Source organism: Bacillus sp. UNC69MF (assembly GCF_000746035.1).
Taxonomy (GTDB): Bacteria; Bacillota; Bacilli; order Bacillales; family Bacillaceae; genus Bacillus; species Bacillus velezensis.
This window is the reverse complement of record NZ_KN050800.1, coordinates 72,063-92,450: the sequence shown is the minus strand read 5'-3', so window position 1 is coordinate 92,450 and position 20,388 is coordinate 72,063. Positions and strand designations below refer to the sequence as shown.

General features: G+C 48.5%; 17 protein-coding genes. 13 read left to right on the top strand and 4 right to left on the bottom strand.

Features of this window, described 5'->3' with window-relative positions; translation table 11 throughout:
- The first annotated feature begins 49 nt into the window (after window positions 1-49).
- The 4 genes from purM to purD are packed head-to-tail and all read left to right on the top strand — an operon-like array spanning window position 50 to window position 4,493.
- Complete coding sequence (purM, locus tag BR62_RS0118575; protein WP_020955448.1) at window positions 50-1,090, top strand: phosphoribosylformylglycinamidine cyclo-ligase; 1,041 nt, start codon at window positions 50-52, stop codon at window positions 1,088-1,090.
- Window positions 1,087-1,674, top strand: a complete 588-nt coding sequence (purN, locus tag BR62_RS0118570) for a phosphoribosylglycinamide formyltransferase (protein ID WP_032871758.1) — start codon at window positions 1,087-1,089, stop codon at window positions 1,672-1,674. The genes purM and purN overlap by 4 nt, the downstream gene beginning before the upstream one ends.
- Window positions 1,671-3,209 (top strand): bifunctional phosphoribosylaminoimidazolecarboxamide formyltransferase/IMP cyclohydrolase, encoded by a 1,539-nt coding sequence (gene purH, locus BR62_RS0118565; protein ID WP_032871757.1) that lies wholly within the window; start codon window positions 1,671-1,673, stop codon window positions 3,207-3,209. The genes purN and purH overlap by 4 nt, the downstream gene beginning before the upstream one ends.
- 15 nt (window positions 3,210-3,224) lie before the next feature.
- Window positions 3,225-4,493, top strand: coding sequence for a phosphoribosylamine--glycine ligase (gene purD / locus BR62_RS0118560; protein ID WP_032871756.1), 1,269 nt, complete (start codon window positions 3,225-3,227; stop codon window positions 4,491-4,493).
- Between the two features lie 169 nt (window positions 4,494-4,662).
- Here the strand turns inward: purD and BR62_RS0118555 are convergent, their stop codons facing one another.
- Window positions 4,663-4,893 (bottom strand): YgaP family membrane protein, encoded by a 231-nt coding sequence (locus BR62_RS0118555; protein ID WP_032871755.1) that lies wholly within the window; start codon window positions 4,891-4,893, stop codon window positions 4,663-4,665.
- Between the two features lie 121 nt (window positions 4,894-5,014).
- Here BR62_RS0118555 and BR62_RS0118550 point away from each other — a divergent pair, with 121 nt between their 5' ends.
- Genes BR62_RS0118550 through BR62_RS0118540 form a run of 3 tightly spaced genes read left to right on the top strand, consistent with a single transcriptional unit; the run spans window position 5,015 to window position 8,091 of the window.
- The gene (locus BR62_RS0118550; protein ID WP_032871754.1) at window positions 5,015-6,757 is read left to right on the top strand and encodes an adenine deaminase; all 1,743 of its coding nucleotides are present in this window, start codon (window positions 5,015-5,017) and stop codon (window positions 6,755-6,757) included.
- A 24-nt stretch (window positions 6,758-6,781) separates the two neighbouring features.
- Window positions 6,782-7,777 carry a DUF3048 domain-containing protein gene (locus BR62_RS0118545; protein WP_017419031.1) on the top strand — a complete coding sequence of 332 codons (996 nt, stop codon included), beginning with the start codon at window positions 6,782-6,784 and terminating at the stop codon, window positions 7,775-7,777.
- Between the two features lie 2 nt (window positions 7,778-7,779).
- The gene (locus BR62_RS0118540; RefSeq protein ID WP_003155745.1) at window positions 7,780-8,091 is read left to right on the top strand and encodes a YerC/YecD family TrpR-related protein; all 312 of its coding nucleotides are present in this window, start codon (window positions 7,780-7,782) and stop codon (window positions 8,089-8,091) included.
- Between the two features lie 35 nt (window positions 8,092-8,126).
- Here the strand turns inward: BR62_RS0118540 and BR62_RS0118535 are convergent, their stop codons facing one another.
- Entirely contained in the window at window positions 8,127-9,701 is a 1,575-nt protein-coding gene (locus BR62_RS0118535) for an FMN-binding glutamate synthase family protein (RefSeq protein ID WP_012117004.1), read from the bottom strand.
- A 195-nt stretch (window positions 9,702-9,896) separates the two neighbouring features.
- Here BR62_RS0118535 and BR62_RS0118525 point away from each other — a divergent pair, with 195 nt between their 5' ends.
- The 5 genes from BR62_RS0118525 to BR62_RS0118505 all read left to right on the top strand — a co-directional run bounded on the left by BR62_RS0118525 (window position 9,897) and on the right by BR62_RS0118505 (window position 17,338).
- On the top strand, window positions 9,897-10,586 hold the full coding sequence (locus tag BR62_RS0118525; RefSeq protein WP_003155740.1) for a heptaprenylglyceryl phosphate synthase: 690 nt from the start codon (window positions 9,897-9,899) through the stop codon (window positions 10,584-10,586).
- Window positions 10,587-10,643: 57 nt separating this feature from the next.
- Window positions 10,644-12,863, top strand: coding sequence for a DNA helicase PcrA (gene pcrA, locus BR62_RS0118520; RefSeq protein WP_032867578.1), 2,220 nt, complete (start codon window positions 10,644-10,646; stop codon window positions 12,861-12,863).
- A gap of 24 nt (window positions 12,864-12,887) precedes the next feature.
- Window positions 12,888-14,894: an NAD-dependent DNA ligase LigA gene (gene ligA / locus BR62_RS0118515; protein ID WP_015239322.1), complete on the top strand. Its 2,007-nt coding sequence runs from the start codon at window positions 12,888-12,890 to the stop codon at window positions 14,892-14,894.
- A gap of 15 nt (window positions 14,895-14,909) precedes the next feature.
- The gene (locus BR62_RS0118510; protein ID WP_032871753.1) at window positions 14,910-16,106 is read left to right on the top strand and encodes a CamS family sex pheromone protein; all 1,197 of its coding nucleotides are present in this window, start codon (window positions 14,910-14,912) and stop codon (window positions 16,104-16,106) included.
- Window positions 16,107-16,342: 236 nt separating this feature from the next.
- On the top strand, window positions 16,343-17,338 hold the full coding sequence (locus BR62_RS0118505) for a phosphotransferase enzyme family protein (protein ID WP_032867574.1): 996 nt from the start codon (window positions 16,343-16,345) through the stop codon (window positions 17,336-17,338).
- 37 nt (window positions 17,339-17,375) lie between these two features.
- Here BR62_RS0118505 and BR62_RS0118500 read toward each other — a convergent pair whose 3' ends face one another.
- Window positions 17,376-18,068 (bottom strand): MgtC/SapB family protein, encoded by a 693-nt coding sequence (locus BR62_RS0118500; RefSeq protein ID WP_003155735.1) that lies wholly within the window; start codon window positions 18,066-18,068, stop codon window positions 17,376-17,378.
- Between the two features lie 120 nt (window positions 18,069-18,188).
- Window positions 18,189-19,667, bottom strand: a complete 1,479-nt coding sequence (gene putP, locus BR62_RS0118495; RefSeq protein ID WP_007408914.1) for a sodium/proline symporter PutP — start codon at window positions 19,665-19,667, stop codon at window positions 18,189-18,191.
- Window positions 19,668-20,088: 421 nt separating this feature from the next.
- On the opposite strand from putP, the gene gatC reads away from it, so the two are divergent.
- On the top strand, window positions 20,089-20,379 hold the full coding sequence (gene gatC / locus BR62_RS0118490; protein ID WP_003155732.1) for an Asp-tRNA(Asn)/Glu-tRNA(Gln) amidotransferase subunit GatC: 291 nt from the start codon (window positions 20,089-20,091) through the stop codon (window positions 20,377-20,379).
- Window positions 20,380-20,388: the final 9 nt, after the last annotated feature.

The following is a 20,388-nucleotide window of genomic DNA, read 5'->3' as shown; positions in this document are numbered from 1 at the left end:
TTCTCTTTCTGCCTTTTAAGGAGAAACGAATTGACAAGGAGTGATAGGGATGTCTGATGCTTATAAAAATGCCGGAGTTGACATCGAAGCCGGGTATGAAGCCGTCAAACGAATGAAAAAACACGTGGAGCGCACGAAAAGGCTCGGCGTTATGGGAAGCCTGGGCGGTTTTGGCGGAATGTTTGATCTGTCAGAGCTTCCGTATCAAAAGCCTGTTTTAATTTCCGGAACAGACGGTGTCGGCACCAAGCTGAAACTCGCATTTTCAATGGATAAGCATGACACGATCGGCGTCGATGCGGTCGCGATGTGTGTAAACGATGTGCTTGCCCAAGGAGCGGAGCCGCTGTTTTTCCTTGATTATTTAGCGGTCGGCAAGGCCGATCCGGTAAAAATTGAGCAGATCGTTCAGGGCGTGGCGGACGGATGCGAGCAGTCAGGATCAGCGCTTATCGGCGGTGAGACGGCGGAAATGCCGGGGCTGTATACGGCTGATGAATACGATATTGCGGGCTTTTCAGTCGGCGTCGCGGAAAAAGACGAAATCGTCACCGGTGAACATATTGAAGAGGGGCATCTCTTAATCGGACTTACTTCAAGCGGCCTTCACAGCAACGGGTTTTCCCTTGTGAGAAAAGTGCTTCTTGATGACGGCGGACTTGATTTGGATACTGTCTATGAACCGTTTGCGCGTCCTCTCGGAGAAGAATTGCTGGACCCGACGAGAATATATGTGAAGCCGGTGCTCAAGGCGGTGAAAAGCGGTAAGGTGGACGGCATGGCGCATGTGACAGGCGGAGGATTCATCGAGAACATCCCGCGGATGCTGCCGGACGGATTGAGTGCGGAAATTGATCACGGATCATGGCCGATCCCGCCGATTTTTCCGTTTCTGCAGGAGCACGGCAAGCTGAAAGAAGAAGAAATGTTCAATGTCTTTAATATGGGCATCGGTTTTGTCCTTGCCGTTAAAGAAGAAAACCTGACAGACGTCATCGACACGCTTGAAGCTCAGGGCGAGAAGGCTTATTTGATCGGCCGGGTCAAGCGGGGCGAAGGCATTTCTTTCGGCGGTGCGGCTCTTTCATGAAAAAGTTTGCGGTATTTGCTTCAGGAAACGGATCGAACTTCGAGGCCATTGCCAAACGCATGAGAGAAGAGAAGTGGGATGCGGAGCTCTCGCTTCTCGTGACGGATAAGCCTCAGGCAAAGGCGGTGGAAAGGGCGGAGGCTTTACACATTCCGTCATTCGCCTTTGAACCGTCATCTTTTGAAAACAAAGCGGCCTTTGAACGGGCCGTTATTGAACAGCTGCGCCTGCACGGGGCGGAATTAATCGTTCTCGCCGGCTATATGAGACTGATTGGAGATACGCTGCTTGAAGCATACGGGGGCCGCATTATTAATATACATCCCTCGCTTCTTCCGGCATTCCCCGGGATTGACGCTGTCGGACAGGCGTATCGGGCCGGTGTGAAAGTGGCGGGCATTACCGTTCATTACGTCGACGAAGGCATGGACACCGGACCGATTATCGCGCAAAAAGCATTCGAAATACAGGAAAACGATACGCTTGAAAACATAGAGCATACAATACACGAGCTTGAGCACAAATGGTATCCGGGCGTTGTGAAACAGCTGCTGGGACTAAATAACAGAGGTGAAAAGGCATGACAATCAAACGCGCACTAATCAGTGTTTCTGATAAAACAAATCTCGTACCTTTCGTAAAGGAACTGACAGAGCTCGGCGTCGAAGTCATTTCGACCGGAGGAACAAAAAAACTTCTTCAGGAAAACGGTGTGGATGTCATCGGCATTTCAGAAGTGACCGGATTTCCTGAAATTATGGACGGACGGTTAAAAACGCTCCATCCTAATATTCATGGCGGACTGCTTGCCGTAAGAGACAATGAAGAGCATATGGCGCAGATCAATGAGCATGGCATTGCCCCCATTGACCTTGTGGTCGTCAACCTTTACCCGTTTAAAGAAACGATTTCGAAAGAAGACGTAACATACGATGAAGCGATAGAAAACATTGATATCGGCGGTCCCGGCATGCTGCGCGCCGCATCGAAAAACCATCAGGATGTGACGGTCATCACAGATCCGGCCGATTACAGCTCCGTGCTCAATGAGATTAAAGAACACGGCGGCGTTTCGCTTAAAAGAAAACGCGAGCTTGCGGCCAAAGTATTCCGCCATACCGCGGCATACGACGCATTAATCGCTGATTACTTAACACGCGAGGCCGGTGAGAAAGACCCTGAGCAATTCACCGTTACATTTGAGAAAAAACAATCGCTCCGCTACGGTGAAAACCCTCACCAAGAGGCTGTTTTCTATCAAAGCGCACTTCCTGTCTCCGGTTCCATCGCGGCGGCAAAACAGCTTCACGGCAAAGAGCTTTCTTACAACAATATTAAGGACGCGGATGCGGCCGTTCAAATCGTCCGGGAATTTACAGAACCAGCGGCTGTCGCCGTTAAACATATGAACCCGTGCGGAGTCGGTACGGGAGCTTCAATTGAGGAAGCATTCAATAAAGCATATGAAGCTGATAAAACCTCCATTTTCGGCGGCATCATCGCGCTGAACCGTGAAGTTGATCAGGCAACGGCTGAAGCCCTTCACGGCATCTTTTTAGAAATCATTATCGCCCCTTCTTTCAGTGAAGAAGCGCTGAACGTACTGACGGCGAAGAAAAACCTTCGTCTGCTCACGCTTGACGTGTCCGCATCAGGGAAGAAAGAAAAACAGCTGACATCCGTACAGGGCGGTCTTTTGATTCAAGATTTAGACGTCCATGGATTTGATGACGCCGACATCAGCATCCCGACAAAAAGAGAGCCGAGCGAGCAGGAATGGGAAGATTTGAAGTTGGCCTGGAAAGTCGTCAAACATGTGAAATCCAACGCGATCGTTCTTGCAAAAGACCATATGACGGTCGGTGTTGGAGCGGGACAGATGAATCGCGTCGGTTCAGCTAAAATCGCCATTGAGCAGGCCGGAGAAAAAGCAAAAGGCAGCGCGCTCGGATCAGACGCGTTTTTCCCGATGCCGGATACAGTCGAAGAAGCCGCAAAAGCCGGTGTCACGGCGATTATCCAGCCAGGCGGATCGGTCCGCGATGAAGATTCGATTAAAAAAGCGGATGAATACGGGATCGCCATGGTATTCACCGGCATCAGACATTTCAAACATTAAGAGGGGGAACGAAGCGTGAATGTATTGATTATCGGAAAAGGCGGCAGAGAGCATACATTGGCTTGGAAAGCGGCGCAAAGCCCGCTTGTTGACACGGTGTACGCCGCGCCCGGAAATGACGGTATGGCAGACTGCGCGACGCTGGTCAACATTGAAGAAAGCGATCATGCCGCACTCATTGCGTTTGCGAAAGAACATCATGTCGGGCTGACGATTATCGGCCCCGAAGTTCCTCTGATTGAAGGGATAGCGGACGAGTTTGAAAAAGCCGGACTGCTTGTTTTCGGACCGTCTGAAAAAGCGGCTATCATTGAAGGAAGCAAACAGTTTGCCAAGGATTTAATGAAAAAATACGGCATTCCGACGGCGGAGTATGAGACGTTTACTTCATTTGAAGAGGCGAAAGCATATGTGCAGCAAAAAGGTGCGCCGATTGTCATTAAAGCGGACGGGCTTGCCGCCGGAAAAGGTGTCACGGTCGCGATGACGGAAGAAGAAGCGATTGAATGCCTGCACGATTTTCTTGAGGATGAGAAATTCGGGGAGGCGAGCGCATCTGTGGTCATTGAAGAGTTCCTCGCCGGCGAAGAATTTTCTTTAATGGCGTTTGTAAAAGGGGAGACCGTCTATCCGATGGTAATCGCTCAAGATCATAAACGCGCCTTCGATGGGGATAAAGGGCCGAATACGGGCGGAATGGGAGCCTACTCACCAGTGCCGCACATTTCCGATGATATCGTCAGAAGCGCAGTCGAAACGATTGTGAAGCCGGCGGCAAAAGCAATGGTCAAAGAGGGGCGTTCCTTCACGGGCGTGCTGTACGCGGGGCTGATTCTGACGGAAAACGGATCAAAAGTCATTGAATTCAACGCGCGCTTCGGAGATCCGGAAACACAGGTCGTCGTGCCGAGAATGGAATCTGACCTCATTCAGGTGCTCTTAGATCTTCTGCATGAGAAGGATGTTGACCTAAGGTGGAAGGATACGGCCGCCGTCAGCGTTGTGCTGGCTTCTGAAGGCTATCCGGAAGGCTATGCGAAAGGGACGCCGATCGGCAGTTTGACGTCCGCTGAAGACGGGATCGCCGTTTTTCATGCCGGAACGAAAAAAGACGGCGGACAATTTGTTACAAACGGCGGCCGGGTCGCCAATGTCACGGCATTTGCGGAGACATTTGAAGCGGCGAGAGATAAAGTGTACAGCGCCGTTTCAGGGCTGACAAAACCCGGACTGTTTTACAGAAGCGACATCGGCGCCCGTGCGCTGAAAGCATCGCAGCGATAAAGAGGAAAACCCCGCGTTATATAAGATGCGGGTTTTCTTCTGAAAAGACGACTAAGACTGTCGGCTTGCCGTGTGACACGCAGTCATCGATGAAGTCTTCCGGCGTATAGACGGATTCTTCTCAGACTCGCGGGACAGGAGAAATTAAATAACAAGCCGAAACGGCTTGTTATTTTTCTTGCTGATGGCTGTCATCCTGATTCATTCCAGCTTGGAACATATATGTCACCGGACAGAAGCGGAGGATGCCGGACGCCGCTTTCATCGCGCCCATCATCATACAGAAGAGATGCATCTTGCACCAAGGTTTTCTCGTGTATTTCGCTGAAGCAGAAGACAAAATGGTGAGGCCGCAAGTGATGCGCAGAACGGCATTTAATAAACTGATATTCGGTTTCATCATTTCAGCTCCCTTAGAAAAAGTTTTTCATTCATCTTCAATAATTTGTAACGTTTTAGCCGTGCGATAATTGTGCGGATGTGATACGATGGGTCTAATATAAGCGAAGGAGAGTATGTGAATGTCCGAACGTACCTTTAACTGGAAAAATAAAGACATCAGATCACAGGCGGATGTTGTAGACTCAAAGCTGCTTCCAACGCTACTTTTACGGGATGCTCTCGTATTAAATCCTTTTTTAAAACAATGGCTGAAAAAGAATGTCTGGATTTACGGAGACCGAATTGTATATGTTGGTGATGAGCTTCCTGATGCAGCAGAGCACATTCATACCATAAATTGTGAAGGAAAATACATTGTGCCAGGTTACATTGAACCGCATACACATCCTTTTCAAATATATAATCCCCAAACGCTCGCCGAATATGTGTCTCAATTCGGAACAACGACGTTTGTTAATGATAACTTGTTTTTTCTTTTGCACAGCGGTAAAAAGAAAGCGCTTACTATATTGGAGGAACTGAAAAAACAGCCGGTGCAATATTTCTGGTGGTCCAGATATGATCTGCAGACTGAAGTGCTGAATGAGGATCAGCTTCTTTCTTTTGATGTCCGAAAGCAATGGATTGAGCACCCGGATGTCATTCAAGGCGGAGAATTGACCGGATGGCCGCGCCTCATGGACGGCGATGACTTGATGCTTCATTGCATGCAGGCGACAAAAAAACTGCGCAAGCGGATAGAAGGGCATTTTCCCGGAGCCTCTGAAAAAACACTGACGAAGATGAAACTGTTCGGGGCTGATTCCGACCACGAGGCGATGAATGGCGGCGAGGTGATGAGACGGCTTGAATTGGGCTACTATGTTTCGCTCAGACATTCATCCATCCGCCCTGATTTGAGAACGATTTTGCAGGATCTCCATCAAAAAGGCTTCCGGCATTATGATCATTTCTTTTACACGACGGATGGAGCAACGCCGCATTTTTATAAAGGCGGCATGACGAATGAATTAATCAAAATCGCTTTGGAGGAAGGAGTTCCGGCGATCGATGCCTATAATATGGCCTCCTTTAATATCGCGAAGTATTATCAGATGGACGACTTTCTCGGTGTGGTCGGTCCGGGCCGGCTTGCTTCATTGAATATTCTTGATGACCCGATGAATCCGGACCCGGTCACGGTGATCTCCAAAGGCATCCTGCTGAGGGAAGACGGCCGAAATATGAATGCGTTTACAGAAACGGATTGGAAAAAGGGCGGTCTTGTCCCTCTTGAGCTTTCATATGATATGACGATGGATGATTTACAGTTTTCAATGCCGATGGGTGTGATAATGCGCAACGCGGTCATTATGGAGCCGTATATGATTGCGATTGATAATTCTGTTGACCAGCTTTCTTTTGATCATGATGAATGCTATCTCACGCTTCTCGATAAGCATGGAAAATGGCGGGTCAATACAATGCTGAAAGGTTTTGCCGATCGGGTGCAGGGTTTTGTCAGTTCCTACACGACAACCGGAGATATTATCGCTGCCGGAAAAAATAAGGAAGATATCCTGCTCGCTTTCTCACGGATGAAAGAAATCGGCGGCGGAATCGTGCTTGCCGAAAACGGGAAGATTCTGCATGAGATTCCCCTCGCCTTAAACGGTTCTGCATCTGCGGAGAAGTATGAAGAAGTGCTTGAGAAAGAGCAAAAACTGAGGATGCTGCTGGAGGAGCGGGGCTACCGATTCTGCGATCCGATCTATACGCTGCTCTTTTTGCAGAGCACACACCTGCCTTATATCCGCATTACGCCGAGAGGAATATTCGACGTGATGAAAAAAACTGTACTCTTTCCATCGATAATGCGTTAAAATATAAAAGCAGGGAGCCGACATATGAAAAGATGGAAAACCGTTTGTATGCTTTGTTTTGCGTTTTTGCTGCTTGCCGCCTGCCGGCAGAATAATGCCGATCAGGTGCAGCCGAAAGAAGCGGAAGCTCCTTTAACGGGGCTGAAAACTGAGCAGAAGCTTGCAGAACGCCGTCCGATTGCAGTCGCAGTGAACAATCATCCGAAGGCGAGGCCCCAATCCGGGCTGTCAAAGGCGGATGTTGTCATCGAAGCGCTCGCGGAGGGCCGGATTACGCGGTTTCTCGCGATTTTTCAAAGTGAGATGCCGGAAACGGTCGGGCCTGTGCGGAGCGCGAGGGAATATTTTGTCACGCTCAGCAGCGGGTTTAACAGCATATTTGTCCATCATGGCTGGAGTCCCGGCGCAAAAAAGCAGCTGGAGTCCGGAGCTTACGATTATATAAACGGTTTGGATTTTGACGGAAGCCTGTTTTGGAGAGCCGATTTCAGCAAGCCGCCCCACAATTCCTACACGTCGTATGACAATATCAGGAAGGCGGCGGAACAAAAAGGATACAAGCTGAACGGAAAAACAGAACCGCTCCCATTTCAGACATCAGATGCAAAACCAGGAAATGAAACCTACAATATTCGGATAGATTATGGAACACAAAACATTACAAATCTTGTCGAATACGATTATGATAAAAAAGCTGATGCTTATACAAGAAGCTCTGATGGTGTGAAAGCGACAGACCGGGAGACCGGAAAGCCTTTAGCCATGCACAACATTTTTATTGTTGAAGCCGGCCATCGCATGACAGACAAAGATGGAAGGCGGGCCATCGATATTCAGTCAGGGGGGAAGGGCCTCCTGCTTCAGCACGGCGATGTTATGGAGTCAGACTGGGAATATAAAGACGGCCGTATTCTGCCCGTAAAAGGCGGTGAGATTCTTCCGTTTGTGCCAGGAAAGACATGGATTAATATCGTGCCTGATCTCGATGCAGCTTCCATTAGTAAAGGAGAAGGTGTTTGACGATGCAAATCGATAAATTACGCGGAAAAGAACTGGACCAGTTATTTTTATCTATTTTATCGCTGAAAGATCTGGAGGAATGCTATCGTTTCTTTGACGATCTTTGTACGATTAATGAAATCCAATCGCTGGCGCAGCGTTTGGAAGTGGCGAGAATGCTCCGCGAAGGAAATACGTATCACAAAATAGAAAGCGAAACGGGTGCTTCCACAGCGACGATTTCCCGGGTGAAGAGATGCTTAAATTACGGTAACGACGCCTATGAAATGGCGCTTGACCGTGTAAACAAAGGAGAATCCTCCTCAGCTACGTAAAAAACCGCTCTGCCGATGACGGCAGGCGGTTTTTTTTATGCGTGCTGATTCAAAAGGCCGGGAAGTTCCCTCAGGCTTCCGTCTTCCTCCCGGTATACGATGTGTTCAGCTGAGAAATGAATCGGCGAGCTGATGCCCGCCGCCGCGGCGAGGTGAAACAGCCCTTCACGCAACGAGAGCACGTAGTTGCAGACGCGGTGCTGTTTATCCTCGATACTGAGCGCGCGCTGAAGTTTTGGGTCGGTTGTCGCCACTCCGACAGGACAATGATTGGTGTGGCATACTTGAGCGCGGATACAGCCGACTGAAAACATCATTCCCCGGGCAATATTGACAAAATCCGCGCCTAACGCGAGGGCAACGGCAATCTTATCCGGAGTGAGCAGCTTTCCGGATGCGAAAATTTTCAGCTTATCTCTTATCCCGTATGTCTTCAAAAGGCCGTCAACAAGGGGAAGGCCGGTCAGAATCGGCAGGCCGACGGAATCCGCCAGCTCATGGAAAGAAGCTCCCGTTCCCCCTTCACTGCCGTCAATCGTAATAAAGTCGGGAAGTTTGCCTGATGAACTCATACAGGAAATAAGGTCTTCAAGGTCTTTGCGGCTGCCCGGGACAATTTTGATACCGACCGGTTTTTCGCCGACAGTCCTTAATTTCTCAATGAAATCAAGCATGTCCGGAACATTTGAGAACTCGTTGAAGCGGTTTGGGCTGTCAATGGATTGTCCGGGCTGCACATTTCTGATGGCGGCAATTTCTTCGGTCACCTTTGAACCGTCAATATGCCCGCCTCTTGCTTTTGCCCCTTGCGCAAGCTTTAATTCAAAGGCTTTAATCTGCTCGAGGCGGCTTTTTTTCTTAAATTCTTCCCATGAAAATTCTCCATCTTCAGTGCGCACGCCGAACAGCCCGGGGCCGATTTGGCAGATAATATCCGCGCCGCCTTTCAGGTGATACTCAGACAGGCCGCCTTCGCCTGTATTCATCCATGTGCCGCCGGCCTGGTGCAGCCCTTTTGACAGGGCGGTGATTGCCCGGTCGCCAAGTGAGCCGTAGCTCATCGCTGATTGTCCGATTAACCCTTTCACATAAAACGGCTTCTTGCATGTGTCGCGGCCGATCACTTGCACATCGTCCGGATGCAGGTAATAAGGGTCCGCTTTTGCTTTTTCGCGGTGTTCGCTGCGTTTCAGCAGGTTGTCTTTGTCAATCTTGTATACCATCGTGTCGATCTTCGGCGTCTGATCTGCGCGCAGCTCCTCCCTTTGTTTCGGGAAGAGGGCGTTACGGATATAATAGCCCGGCTGATTGAAATCCCGTTCTGAGCCGAAGCCCATCATTCTGCTCTTATACTTTCCCGACATGACCGTCTGTTCATATTCTCTCCGGGAAAACGGCTGTTCTTCGTTATCATTGCTGAATAAATACTGCCGCAGCTCAGGTCCGATTTTTTCAAATATATAGCGCAGTTTTCCCGCTACGGGATAATTGCGCAGCACTGAATGTTCTTCCTGCTTTTCGTCTCTTATGTATATCCAGAGAAACAATGCGGCGGGAACTAAAATAATAAAAATCAATATACAAATCAGTACGATAATGGCTTGTTCCATTGAGATCAGACTCCTTGTCTTTTTTCTCTTTGACATTCCACATATTGTCTGTTTTCAAACATAGCCGTTTCCCGTCCGGCGGAGCGCAATCTTTTTTTGTGAATCAGGTGAATGACGTCTTTTTCCGTTTTTCCGGGCCAAACGAATTTGTTATAATGTTTAAATGGCAAGAAACGAATGGAGGAACGAAAACGCATGTACGATGTTAACGAGTGGAAGCATGTTTTTAAACTCGATCCGAATAAAGATTTACCGGATGAACAGCTGGAACGGCTTTGTGAATCAGGGACTGACGCCATTGTGATCGGAGGAAGCGACAATATCACCGAGGACAATGTGCTGAGACTGATGTCAAAGGTGCGGCGGTTTTTAGTGCCGTGCGTACTTGAGGTGTCGACGATTGATTCCATTGTGCCCGGGTTTGATCTTTATTTCATTCCGAGTGTGCTCAACAGCAAAAAGGCGGACTGGATTGTCGGCATGCATCATCAGGCGATGAAAGAATACGGAGAGCTCATGTCAATGGAGGAAATCGTGACGGAGGGCTACTGCATCGTCAACCCTGATTGTAAGGCGGCCGCTTTGACGGAGGCGGATACACATATAGAAACAGAAGATATTCTCGCCTATGCGCGGGTCGCGGAACATTTGCTTCATCTCCCGATTTTTTATCTGGAATACAGCGGGATGCTGGCGGACATAGAAACGGTGGAGAAAACGAAGGCTGTGCTGGACAAGTCCGTCCTGTTTTACGGAGGCGGCATTAAAGACGCGGAAACGGCGGAACGGTTCGGCCGTCATGCCGATGTCATCGTTGTCGGAAATGCCGTATATGAAGATTTTGATCAGGCGCTTAAAACGGTGGCGGCTGTAAAGACAAAGTAGCCAAGCGGACGAAATTGATTTATGATAGAACATATGTTTGATAGGCGGTGAACGGATATGAATTACATTAGCAATCAATTATTAAGCGGACTAAATCCCGTTCAGCAGGAAGCGGTCAAGACGACGGACGGTCCGCTGCTTCTGATGGCGGGCGCGGGAAGCGGAAAAACACGTGTGCTGACGCACAGAATCGCATACTTAATGGCGGAAAAACACGTGGCGCCATGGAACATTCTGGCGATTACATTTACAAATAAAGCCGCCAGAGAAATGAAGGAGCGGGTAGAGAGCATTCTCGGACCCGGGGCGGATGAAATCTGGATATCCACCTTCCACAGCATGTGCGTGCGGATTCTGCGCAGGGACATTGACAGAATCGGCATCAACCGAAATTTCTCCATTCTTGATACGGCTGATCAGCTTTCCGTTATTAAAGGGATTCTGAAAGAGCGGAATATCGATCCGAAAAAGTTTGATCCGAGAAGTATTTTAGGCTCCATCAGCAGCGCAAAAAACGAGCTGATCGAACCTGAGGAATTCGCAAAATCGGCCGGCGGCTACTACGATCAGGTCACGAGTGACGTGTATACCGATTATCAGAAAAAACTGCTGAAAAACCAATCGCTTGATTTTGATGATTTAATCATGACGACGATTAAGCTTTTCGAGCGTGTGCCGGAAGTGCTTGAGTTTTATCAGCGCAAATTCCAGTACATTCACGTAGACGAGTATCAGGATACGAACAGGGCGCAATACCTGCTTGTGAAGCAGCTTGCGGCCCGTCTTGAAAATATCTGCGTCGTCGGTGACTCCGACCAGTCCATTTACAGATGGCGCGGGGCGGATATCGCGAATATCCTTTCCTTTGAAAAAGATTATCCGAGCGCAAACGTGATTCTGCTCGAGCAAAACTACCGCTCAACAAAGCGGATTCTGCAGGCGGCTAACGAAGTGATCAAAAACAACTCAAACCGCAAGCCGAAAAACCTGTGGACGGAAAATGACGAAGGCATCAAGCTTTCTTATTACAGCGGCGACAATGAATTCGGCGAAGGCCAATTCGTCGCGGGCAAAATTTACGAGCTGCACAGCTCGGGCCGGCGGAAGCTTTCCGATATCGCGATTTTATACCGGACAAACGCCCAGTCGCGCGTCATTGAGGAAACCCTTTTAAAATCCGGACTGAACTACAATATCGTCGGCGGAACCAAGTTCTACGACAGGAAAGAAATTAAAGACATTCTCGCATACCTGCGCCTTGTGTCAAACCCGGACGACGACATCAGTTTTACGCGGATCGTCAATGTGCCGAAGCGGGGCGTCGGCGCAACTTCGCTAGAAAAAATCGCTTCATATGCGGCGATGAACGGAATGTCAATGTTCCAGGCGATCAAACAGGTTGATTTCATCGGCGTCAGCGCGAAAGCGGCAAACGCGCTTGACGGCTTTGGCGCGATGATTGAAAATCTGACGAACATGCAGGATTACCTGTCCATTACGGAACTCACGGAAGAAATTCTCGAGAAAACGGAATACAGAGAAATGCTGAAGGCCGAAAAATCAATCGAAGCCCAAAGCCGCCTTGAAAATATCGACGAGTTTCTTTCCGTGACGAAAAACTTCGAACAAAAAAGCGAAGACAAGTCTCTCGTCGCGTTTCTGACTGATTTGGCGCTGATTGCGGATATTGACCAGCTCGACCAGAAGGAAGAGGAATCAGGCGGAAAGGATGCCGTCACTTTAATGACACTGCACGCCGCTAAGGGGCTTGAATTTCCTGTCGTGTTCTTAATGGGCATGGAAGAAGGCGTGTTCCCGCACAGCCGCTCCCTGATGGAAGAAGCCGAGATGGAAGAAGAACGCAGGCTCGCATATGTAGGCATTACGAGGGCGGAAGAAGAACTGTATTTAACGAATGCCAAAATGCGCACCTTATTCGGCCGCACCAATATGAATCCGGAATCCCGCTTTATCAGGGAAATACCTGGCGATTTATTGGAGAACCTAAATGAGAAGAAAACACCCCGCATGCAGCCGGGAAGAAAAGTGCAGCAAAAACGCGGGCCCGTATCCCGTCCCGTTTCCTATGCGAACAAAACAGGCGGCGACTCGCTCAGCTGGGCGGTCGGCGATAAAGCGGGCCATAAAAAATGGGGCACCGGAACGGTTGTCAGCGTAAAAGGAGAAGGCGAAAGCACCGAGCTTGATATCGCATTCCCGAGCCCAGTCGGCGTGAAGCGTCTGCTTGCCGCTTTTGCGCCGATTGAAAAGCAGTAACCTGAAGAGGAAAGGAAGAACATGATGGACAAAGAAACAGCGAAACACCGGGCAGAAGAATTGCGCCGCACCATCGATCAGTACAGTTATGAATATTACACCTTAGATGAACCGAGCGTGCCGGATTCCGAGTACGACAGACTGATTCAGGAGCTGATTGCCATAGAGGAAGAGCACCCGGAACTCAGAACGCCTGATTCGCCCACACAGCGGGTCGGGGGAGCGGTGCTTGAATCGTTTCAAAAGGTGCAGCACGGCACGCCGATGCTCAGTCTCGGCAACGCATTTAACGATGATGATCTCCGCGATTTTGACCGCCGGGTCCGTCAGGCTGTCGGTGACGGCGTCGCTTATAATGTGGAGCTGAAAATAGACGGTCTTGCTGTTTCTCTCCGTTATGAAGACGGCTATTTCGTCAGAGGCGCGACAAGAGGAGACGGAACGACGGGCGAAGATATCACGGAAAACTTAAAAACGATCCGCAACATTCCGCTGAAAATGAAACGGAATCTTTCCATAGAAGTGCGCGGAGAGGCGTACATGCCGAAACAGTCATTTGAAGCGCTCAATGAAGAAAGGCTGAAACATGAAGAGGAGCCGTTCGCCAATCCCCGGAACGCGGCTGCGGGCTCACTCAGACAGCTCGATCCGAAAATTGCAGCGAAACGAAATCTTGACATCTTCGTCTACAGTATAGCGGAGCTTGACGAGATGGGTGTGGAAACACAGAGTCAGGGCCTGGATTTTCTGGATGAGCTCGGTTTTAAAACAAACCAGGAACGGAAAAAATGCGCCACGATAGATGAAGTCATTGAAATGATCGAAGAGCTGCAGGCGAAGCGGGCCGATCTCCCGTATGAAATTGACGGGATCGTCATCAAAGTCGACTCGCTCGACCAGCAGGAAGAGCTCGGGTATACGGCAAAAAGCCCGCGCTGGGCGATTGCTTATAAATTCCCGGCGGAAGAGGTCGTGACAAAACTGCTCGATATCGAACTGAATGTCGGAAGAACGGGCGTTATTACGCCGACCGCCGTTCTGGAACCGGTAAAAGTAGCGGGAACGACGGTCTCAAGAGCATCCCTTCATAACGAAGATTTAATTAAAGAGAAGGATATCCGCATTCTCGATAAAGTGGTCGTCAAAAAAGCGGGCGACATCATCCCTGAGGTCGTCAATGTCTTAATCGAACAGCGGACCGGGGAAGAAAAAGAATTCAATATGCCGACCAGCTGCCCTGAGTGCGAAAGCGAACTTGTCCGCATTGAAGGAGAAGTCGCGCTGCGCTGCATCAATCCGGAATGTCCGGCGCAGATCAGAGAAGGCCTGATTCACTTTGTCTCACGCAACGCGATGAATATTGACGGACTCGGAGAACGTGTCATCACACAGCTTTTCCGTGAACATCTCGTCCGTAATGTCGCTGATTTGTATAAGCTGACGAAAGAGCAGGTCATCCGGCTCGAGCGGATGGGGGAAAAATCAACTGACAATCTGATCAGCTCCATCCAAAAGTCGAAAGAAAATTCGCTGGAACGCCTGCTGTTCGGTCTCGGCATCCGTTTTATCGGCTCAAAAGCGGCCAAAACACTCGCCATGCATTTTGAAAGCCTGGAAAATCTGAAACAAGCCACGGAAGAAGAGCTGCTTGCGGTGGATGAAATCGGCGAAAAGATGGCCGATGCCGTTATCACCTATTTCCGCAAAGAAGAAATGCTTGAGCTATTGAATGAACTTGAGGAACTCGGTGTGAACACACTCTACAAAGGCCCGAAAAAAGTAAAAGCGGAGGACAGCGACTCTTATTTTGCCGGCAAAACCATCGTGTTGACCGGAAAGCTTGAAGAGCTGTCCAGAAATGAAGCCAAGGCGCAGATTGAAGCGCTCGGCGGAAAGCTGACGGGATCTGTCAGCAAAAAAACAGACTTGCTGATTGCCGGAGAAGCGGCCGGAAGCAAGCTGACAAAAGCGCAGGAATTAAACATTGAAGTATGGAATGAAGCACAGCTATTGGGAGAGCTAAAGAAATAAGAGGAGTGTTTTCTATTGAAAAAGATGTTGGCATTGGCGGCGACGGCAACGGCGGCAGTACTCATGCTGTCGGCCTGTTCGCCGAGTTTCGGGGGGAACAAAGAGGAAGAGATCACGCAGAAAACGGCAAAGTCTTCTGAAAAAGCGATCATACCGAAATATAATATCTCTGATTCCTACTATAAAATGGTGCTTCCGTTTAAGGCCGGAAAAGCGCGCGGCCTGACCGCGGACCGGCTGAACACGAGGCTGGACATTGATGAATTCGAGACGGGTCTGATGCGGCTCGCTCAAGACACGTTCCCGACGGATGACTATTTGTATCAGGAAGGCCAGTATTTAGATGAGGACACGGTACTCAGCTGGCTTGACCGCAAAAAAGAAGGCAGTGATCTGAAAAAGGCGAAAAAGGCAGATTCCAATTTTCAGAATCTCGGCTTAAATCCCGTGCTGCCAAGCTTGGGATCGGCAAAAGAGAAAAATGAAAACAGCCCGATTTACTTAGCGTCCATGCTTGAGCAGGATTACTTAGTAAGAAAAGATAAAAATTCCATCCAGCTTGGCGGTATCATGATCGGTCTCGCTCTCAACTCTGTATACTATTACCGTGAAAACACAGGTGATCCGCAGCAGGAAGTGGAGCTCAGTGACAAAACGATCCGCAGCCACGGTGAAGAAATCGCTCAGGAAGTCGTTAACCGCCTTCGGAAAATGGATAACCTGAAAAATGTGCCGATTACCGTCGCCCTTTATAAACAAGCGCCGAAAACATCAATCGTACCGGGGAATTACATTGCAAAAACAGAAGTCAAAGCCGGCTCATCCACCATTTCAAACTGGGATGATGTCAAAGAAAAGTACGTCTTCTATCCGGCGGATACAGACACGGCAAAGAAATACCCTGATGATTCCGAAGTATTTAAACGCTTCAAAAACGCCATCGACAGCTACTTCCCGAATTACACCGGAGTCGTCGGAACGGCAATGTACGAAAACGATGAAATGAGAAAAATGAAGATTGAAATCCCGATGCAATTTTACGGGAAAAGCGAAGTCATCGCCTTCACCCAATACTTAACAGGTGAGCTGATGGATTATTATTCAAAAGGCTCAGTTGATGTCGAAATTAACATTACCTCGTCTGACGGGCAGGAAGCGCTGATCGTCCGCAATGCGGGTGACAAAGAACCGACCGTCCATATTTACGATTAACCAAGATGCCCTTGTTCATTTCTGTATGAGCAAGGGTTTTTTTATTGTGATATCGTTGGAGCGAGGAATGAGGTATGTTAAGATATTTGTATAATCAGGAATTAACAGGAAAACACATTTCATTTCTAAGCGGATGTTACTAATCTGCTGTGAAAAAAGAAGGGCAGGAATGTTGATGAATGACATTTGCTGAGTACACACACCGCCTACAAACGTTATGAAAAGGGTGAATCAGCATGCATAAAGATATTAAAGCGATTTTTGAGGAAGATAAGGTGCTGGCTGAAGCAGGTGAAATATACGGCTTTACCAAGTTTCAATTTATTGCGGACGCAGAGAACTACGTATATGAAATTGTGAAAGATAACGAACCTTATATTTTAAAAATTACGCATACGATCAGAAGAACACCGGAATATATTTTCGGAGAAATGGAATGGCTTCATCATCTGGCAAAGGGAGGGCTTTCAGCAGCAAAGCCGATTCCTTCATTAAATGGCAAAGATGTCGAAGAAGTGCCGGATGGAAAAGGCGGAGCGTTTTTAGTAAGAGTCTATGAAAAAGCGCCCGGACGCAAAGTGGAGGAATCAGACTGGAACGGAACTCTGTTTTACGAGCTTGGAAAGTACACGGGGAACATGCACCGGCTGACGAAAAGCTACCGTCTGAGCGATCCGACATATAAAAGGCAGGAATGGGATGAAGAGGAGCAGCTGAAGCTGAGAAAATACGTGCCCGCAGATCAGCATCTCGTATTTGAGCGGGCGGATGCTCTAATGGAAAAACTGCGCCGTTTGCCGAAGAACCCTGAAAACTACGGCCTTGTGCACGCCGATCTGCACCACGGCAATTTCAATTGGGACAACGGAAAAATCACTGCATTTGATTTTGATGATATCGGCTACAATTGGTTTGTGAATGATATCAGTATTCTGCTGTACAACATGTTGTGGTATCCGGTCATCCCGTATGAAGACAAGGCCGCGTTTACGGGTGAATTCATGACTCACTTTATGAAAGGCTACAGGGAAGAAAATGACCTTGATCCCGCCTGGCTTGAACACATCCCGGATTTCCTCCGGCTGCGTCATATGCTGATCTACGGATTATTGCATCAGGCGTTTGACCTCAATTCACTCGGGGACGAGGAACTTGAGATGCTGAAAACCTTCAGGCGCGATATCGAAAATGAAACCCCGATTACGGAGTATAACTTTTCTGCATTCGTATAAATAGAAAAACGCCGGCTGAATCCAGCCCGGCGTTTTTTTATAGCGTATCACACTTCACTCCGACGACACCTTGAATTTCTTTAATATCATAATAGACGTCAGTGGTGTAGCGGTTTTTATGAACACTGACTTTCACTTCCATAATCGGAAATTCTTTTTCGCCCAGATCATCAATCCGGACGGAGTGAATGCGGAGCTGTTTGCTTTTCATTTCCTTTAAAATCTCGGTCATTTTGTCTTTATCGGAAAGAGACATTCTCACGCGGATATCTTTTTCCTTCAAGCGGTTGGGACCGATTTTTCTGATCAGCCACGGAAGAAATTCGACGCTGATCAGGATAAACAAGAGGCTTGCGAACGCCTCTTTATAAAAGCCGGCGCCTGTAGCCAGACCGAGCCCGGCTGCGCCCCAGATGATGGCCGATGTCGTCAGGCCGGATATGACGTCATTGCTTTTACGCAGGATCACGCCCGCGCCAATAAAACCGACGCCGGAAATGATTTGGGCGGGAAGGCGGAGCGGATCCATCATGATTCGGTAATATTTTGGGAAATGATATGCCGCATTAATGCTGACGATCGTCAGCATACAGGAGCTGACGGCGATGACGATACAGGTTTTCAGTCCGAGCGGTTTGTTTTTCAGCTCGCGTTCAAGACCGATGATCATGCCGATCAGCGTGGCAATGCCCAGCTTTAATAAAATGTCTGGTTCGATAGGCCAGCTCAATTTGCACAGCACCTCCGCAATTTTTCTTATAATAAATTGATATGATTTTCTCACAGTATTTATAGCAGGACAAGTGCGGAAGAAAAAAGCCGTCAGGGATAAAATCTGACGGCTTTTTGTCTATTTCTTGTTTTTCAAAAGAGCTTCCATCCGGCTGAACAGCTGATAAGAAGCATCGGCCGGTTTTTTGGTCAGCAGGCTGACGGCAATACCGGCAATCAGACTGAGGAAGAACCCCGGAATGATTTCGTATACGCCGGTTGAAGCGGCAAGCCCTGTCGTGATCCAGATTAAAACGGCCGCGGCCCCGGTAATCATCGCCGCAAGCGCTCCCCATTCATTCATCCGTTTCCAGTACAGACTGAGCAAGAGCGCCGGGCCGATAGCCGAACCGAAGCCTGCCCACGCATATCCGACCAGATCAAGAATGGTGCTGTTCGGATTCATGGAAAGCAAAATGGCGATAACGGCCACGATCAATACCGACAGGCGTCCGGTCATGACCAATTCTTTATCGCTCGCTTCCCGTCTGAAAAAGGCGCGGTATAAATCTTCCGTAATGGCGCTTGCCGTTACGAGAAGCTGTGAGGAAATGGAACTCATGATCGCCGCTAAAATCGCGGACAGCAAGAAGCCCGTAATCAGCGGATGGAACAAGATTTTAGAAAAAATAATGAAAATCGTTTCCGGATCTTTTACGGAGACCCCGAAGTGATGAGAATACGCAACCCCGATAATCCCGGTAAGCAATGAACCGACAACTGAAATAACCATCCAGCTCATCCCGATTCTGCGGGCGGGTTTTAAATCTTTCACTTCTTTAATCGCCATAAATCGTACGATGATATGAGGCTGGCCGTAATAGCCGAGTCCCCATGCCAAATAAGAAATAATGCTAATGACGCTCGCGCCTTTAAAGATATCCAATAGTTTCGGGTTAACGGCGTTGATCGAATCAATCGTCGTTGAAACGCTCCCGAGCTGGGTAAAAGCAACGATCGGCACAAGCACTAATGCCGCAAACATGATCGCTCCCTGTACAAAGTCAGTCAGACTGACAGCGAGGAAACCGCCAAACAGCGTATAAAGCACAACAACACCGGCCGTTAAAAACAAACCGAATTTGTAGTCGGCGCCGAATGCCGATTCAAATAACCTGCCTCCGGATACCATCCCGGACGATGTGTACAGTGTGAAAAAGATCATAATAATCACGGCGGAAACAATTTTCAGCAATGATGACGAGTGGCGGAACCGTTTATCGAAAAAATCGGGAATCGTAATCGCATCATCCGCAACTTCCGTGTAAGCGCGCAGCCTCGGAGCAAGCAGCAGATAATTTGAATACGCGCCGATCGTCAAACCGAGCGCCAGCCATAAGGTCGATAACCCCGTTGCGAACATTGCGCCGGGAACTCCCATCAGCATCCATGCGCTCATATCGGCCGCACCTGCGGACAGCGCCGTTACGAACGGGCCGAGTCCTCTTCCGCCCAGCATGTAATCATTAATATTCGTTGTCTTCCTGAATGCGTACCAGCCGATTAACAGCATGGCAGCAAAGTAAATGCCAAGAGATATAATTAATTCAATACTCACGTTTTTGGACCCTCTCTTCTTTCATGTAAATGTTGCATCACCTCTGCAGATTAGTAGTGCCGGAATATGCGCCGGCGATCCAGCCTTTAGTCATCATTCCTTGCGGATCGCATGATTTAGTGCTGGCTATGGTTACTAAACCTAACAAAGTATCCCCGATCAATCAACTCTCGAAACCTGGCCCGCTCAAGGAAAAAATCCCCGCCAACATAGAACAGCTTAGAGATGAAAACGCTACCAATAAATTATAAAAGTAAAAATTTTCTGACATATAATTCGTTTCTCTTTCTCCCCGATTTAGGATAAAATAGAGAGGGTTTCATCATGCCTCAGAAGGCGGCGTTTTGTTGCTTTAGAGGGCTCGTTTTTGATATGATCAGTATTATATGACGAAACGGAGAATTATGCGGAGGTGGATCTTATGTCACGAATTTCTATAGAAGAAGTAAAGCATGTCGCTCATTTGGCGAGACTCGCCATTACGGATGAAGAAGCTGAAATGTTTACAGAACAGCTTGACAGTATCATCTCGTTTGCCGAGGAGCTTAATGAAGTGGACACGGATAACGTGGAACCGACAACACACGTGCTGAAAATGAAAAACGTAATGAGAGAAGATGAAGCGGGTAAAGGCCTTCCGGTCGAGGATGTCATGAAAAATGCTCCCGATCATAAAGACGGCTATGTCCGTGTGCCATCTATTCTGGATTAAAGGAGGGAG

Bases quoted from the DNA above. Each gene is read 5' to 3' on its own strand.
- purM (WP_020955448.1), top strand. From the start codon at position 50: ATGTCTGATGCTTATAAAAATGCCGGAGTTGACATCGAAGCCGGGTAT.
- BR62_RS0118505 (WP_032867574.1), top strand. From the start codon at position 16,343: ATGCATAAAGATATTAAAGCGATTTTTGAGGAAGATAAGGTGCTGGCT.
- pcrA (WP_032867578.1), top strand. From the start codon at position 10,644: ATGAATTACATTAGCAATCAATTATTAAGCGGACTAAATCCCGTTCAG.
- BR62_RS0118525 (WP_003155740.1), top strand. From the start codon at position 9,897: ATGTACGATGTTAACGAGTGGAAGCATGTTTTTAAACTCGATCCGAAT.
- purN (WP_032871758.1), top strand. From the start codon at position 1,087: ATGAAAAAGTTTGCGGTATTTGCTTCAGGAAACGGATCGAACTTCGAG.
- BR62_RS0118540 (WP_003155745.1), top strand. From the start codon at position 7,780: ATGCAAATCGATAAATTACGCGGAAAAGAACTGGACCAGTTATTTTTA.
- BR62_RS0118535 (WP_012117004.1), bottom strand. From the start codon at position 9,701: ATGGAACAAGCCATTATCGTACTGATTTGTATATTGATTTTTATTATT.
- BR62_RS0118545 (WP_017419031.1), top strand. From the start codon at position 6,782: ATGAAAAGATGGAAAACCGTTTGTATGCTTTGTTTTGCGTTTTTGCTG.
- ligA (WP_015239322.1), top strand. From the start codon at position 12,888: ATGGACAAAGAAACAGCGAAACACCGGGCAGAAGAATTGCGCCGCACC.
- purH (WP_032871757.1), top strand. From the start codon at position 1,671: ATGACAATCAAACGCGCACTAATCAGTGTTTCTGATAAAACAAATCTC.
- BR62_RS0118550 (WP_032871754.1), top strand. From the start codon at position 5,015: ATGTCCGAACGTACCTTTAACTGGAAAAATAAAGACATCAGATCACAG.
- gatC (WP_003155732.1), top strand. From the start codon at position 20,089: ATGTCACGAATTTCTATAGAAGAAGTAAAGCATGTCGCTCATTTGGCG.
- BR62_RS0118555 (WP_032871755.1), bottom strand. From the start codon at position 4,893: ATGAAACCGAATATCAGTTTATTAAATGCCGTTCTGCGCATCACTTGC.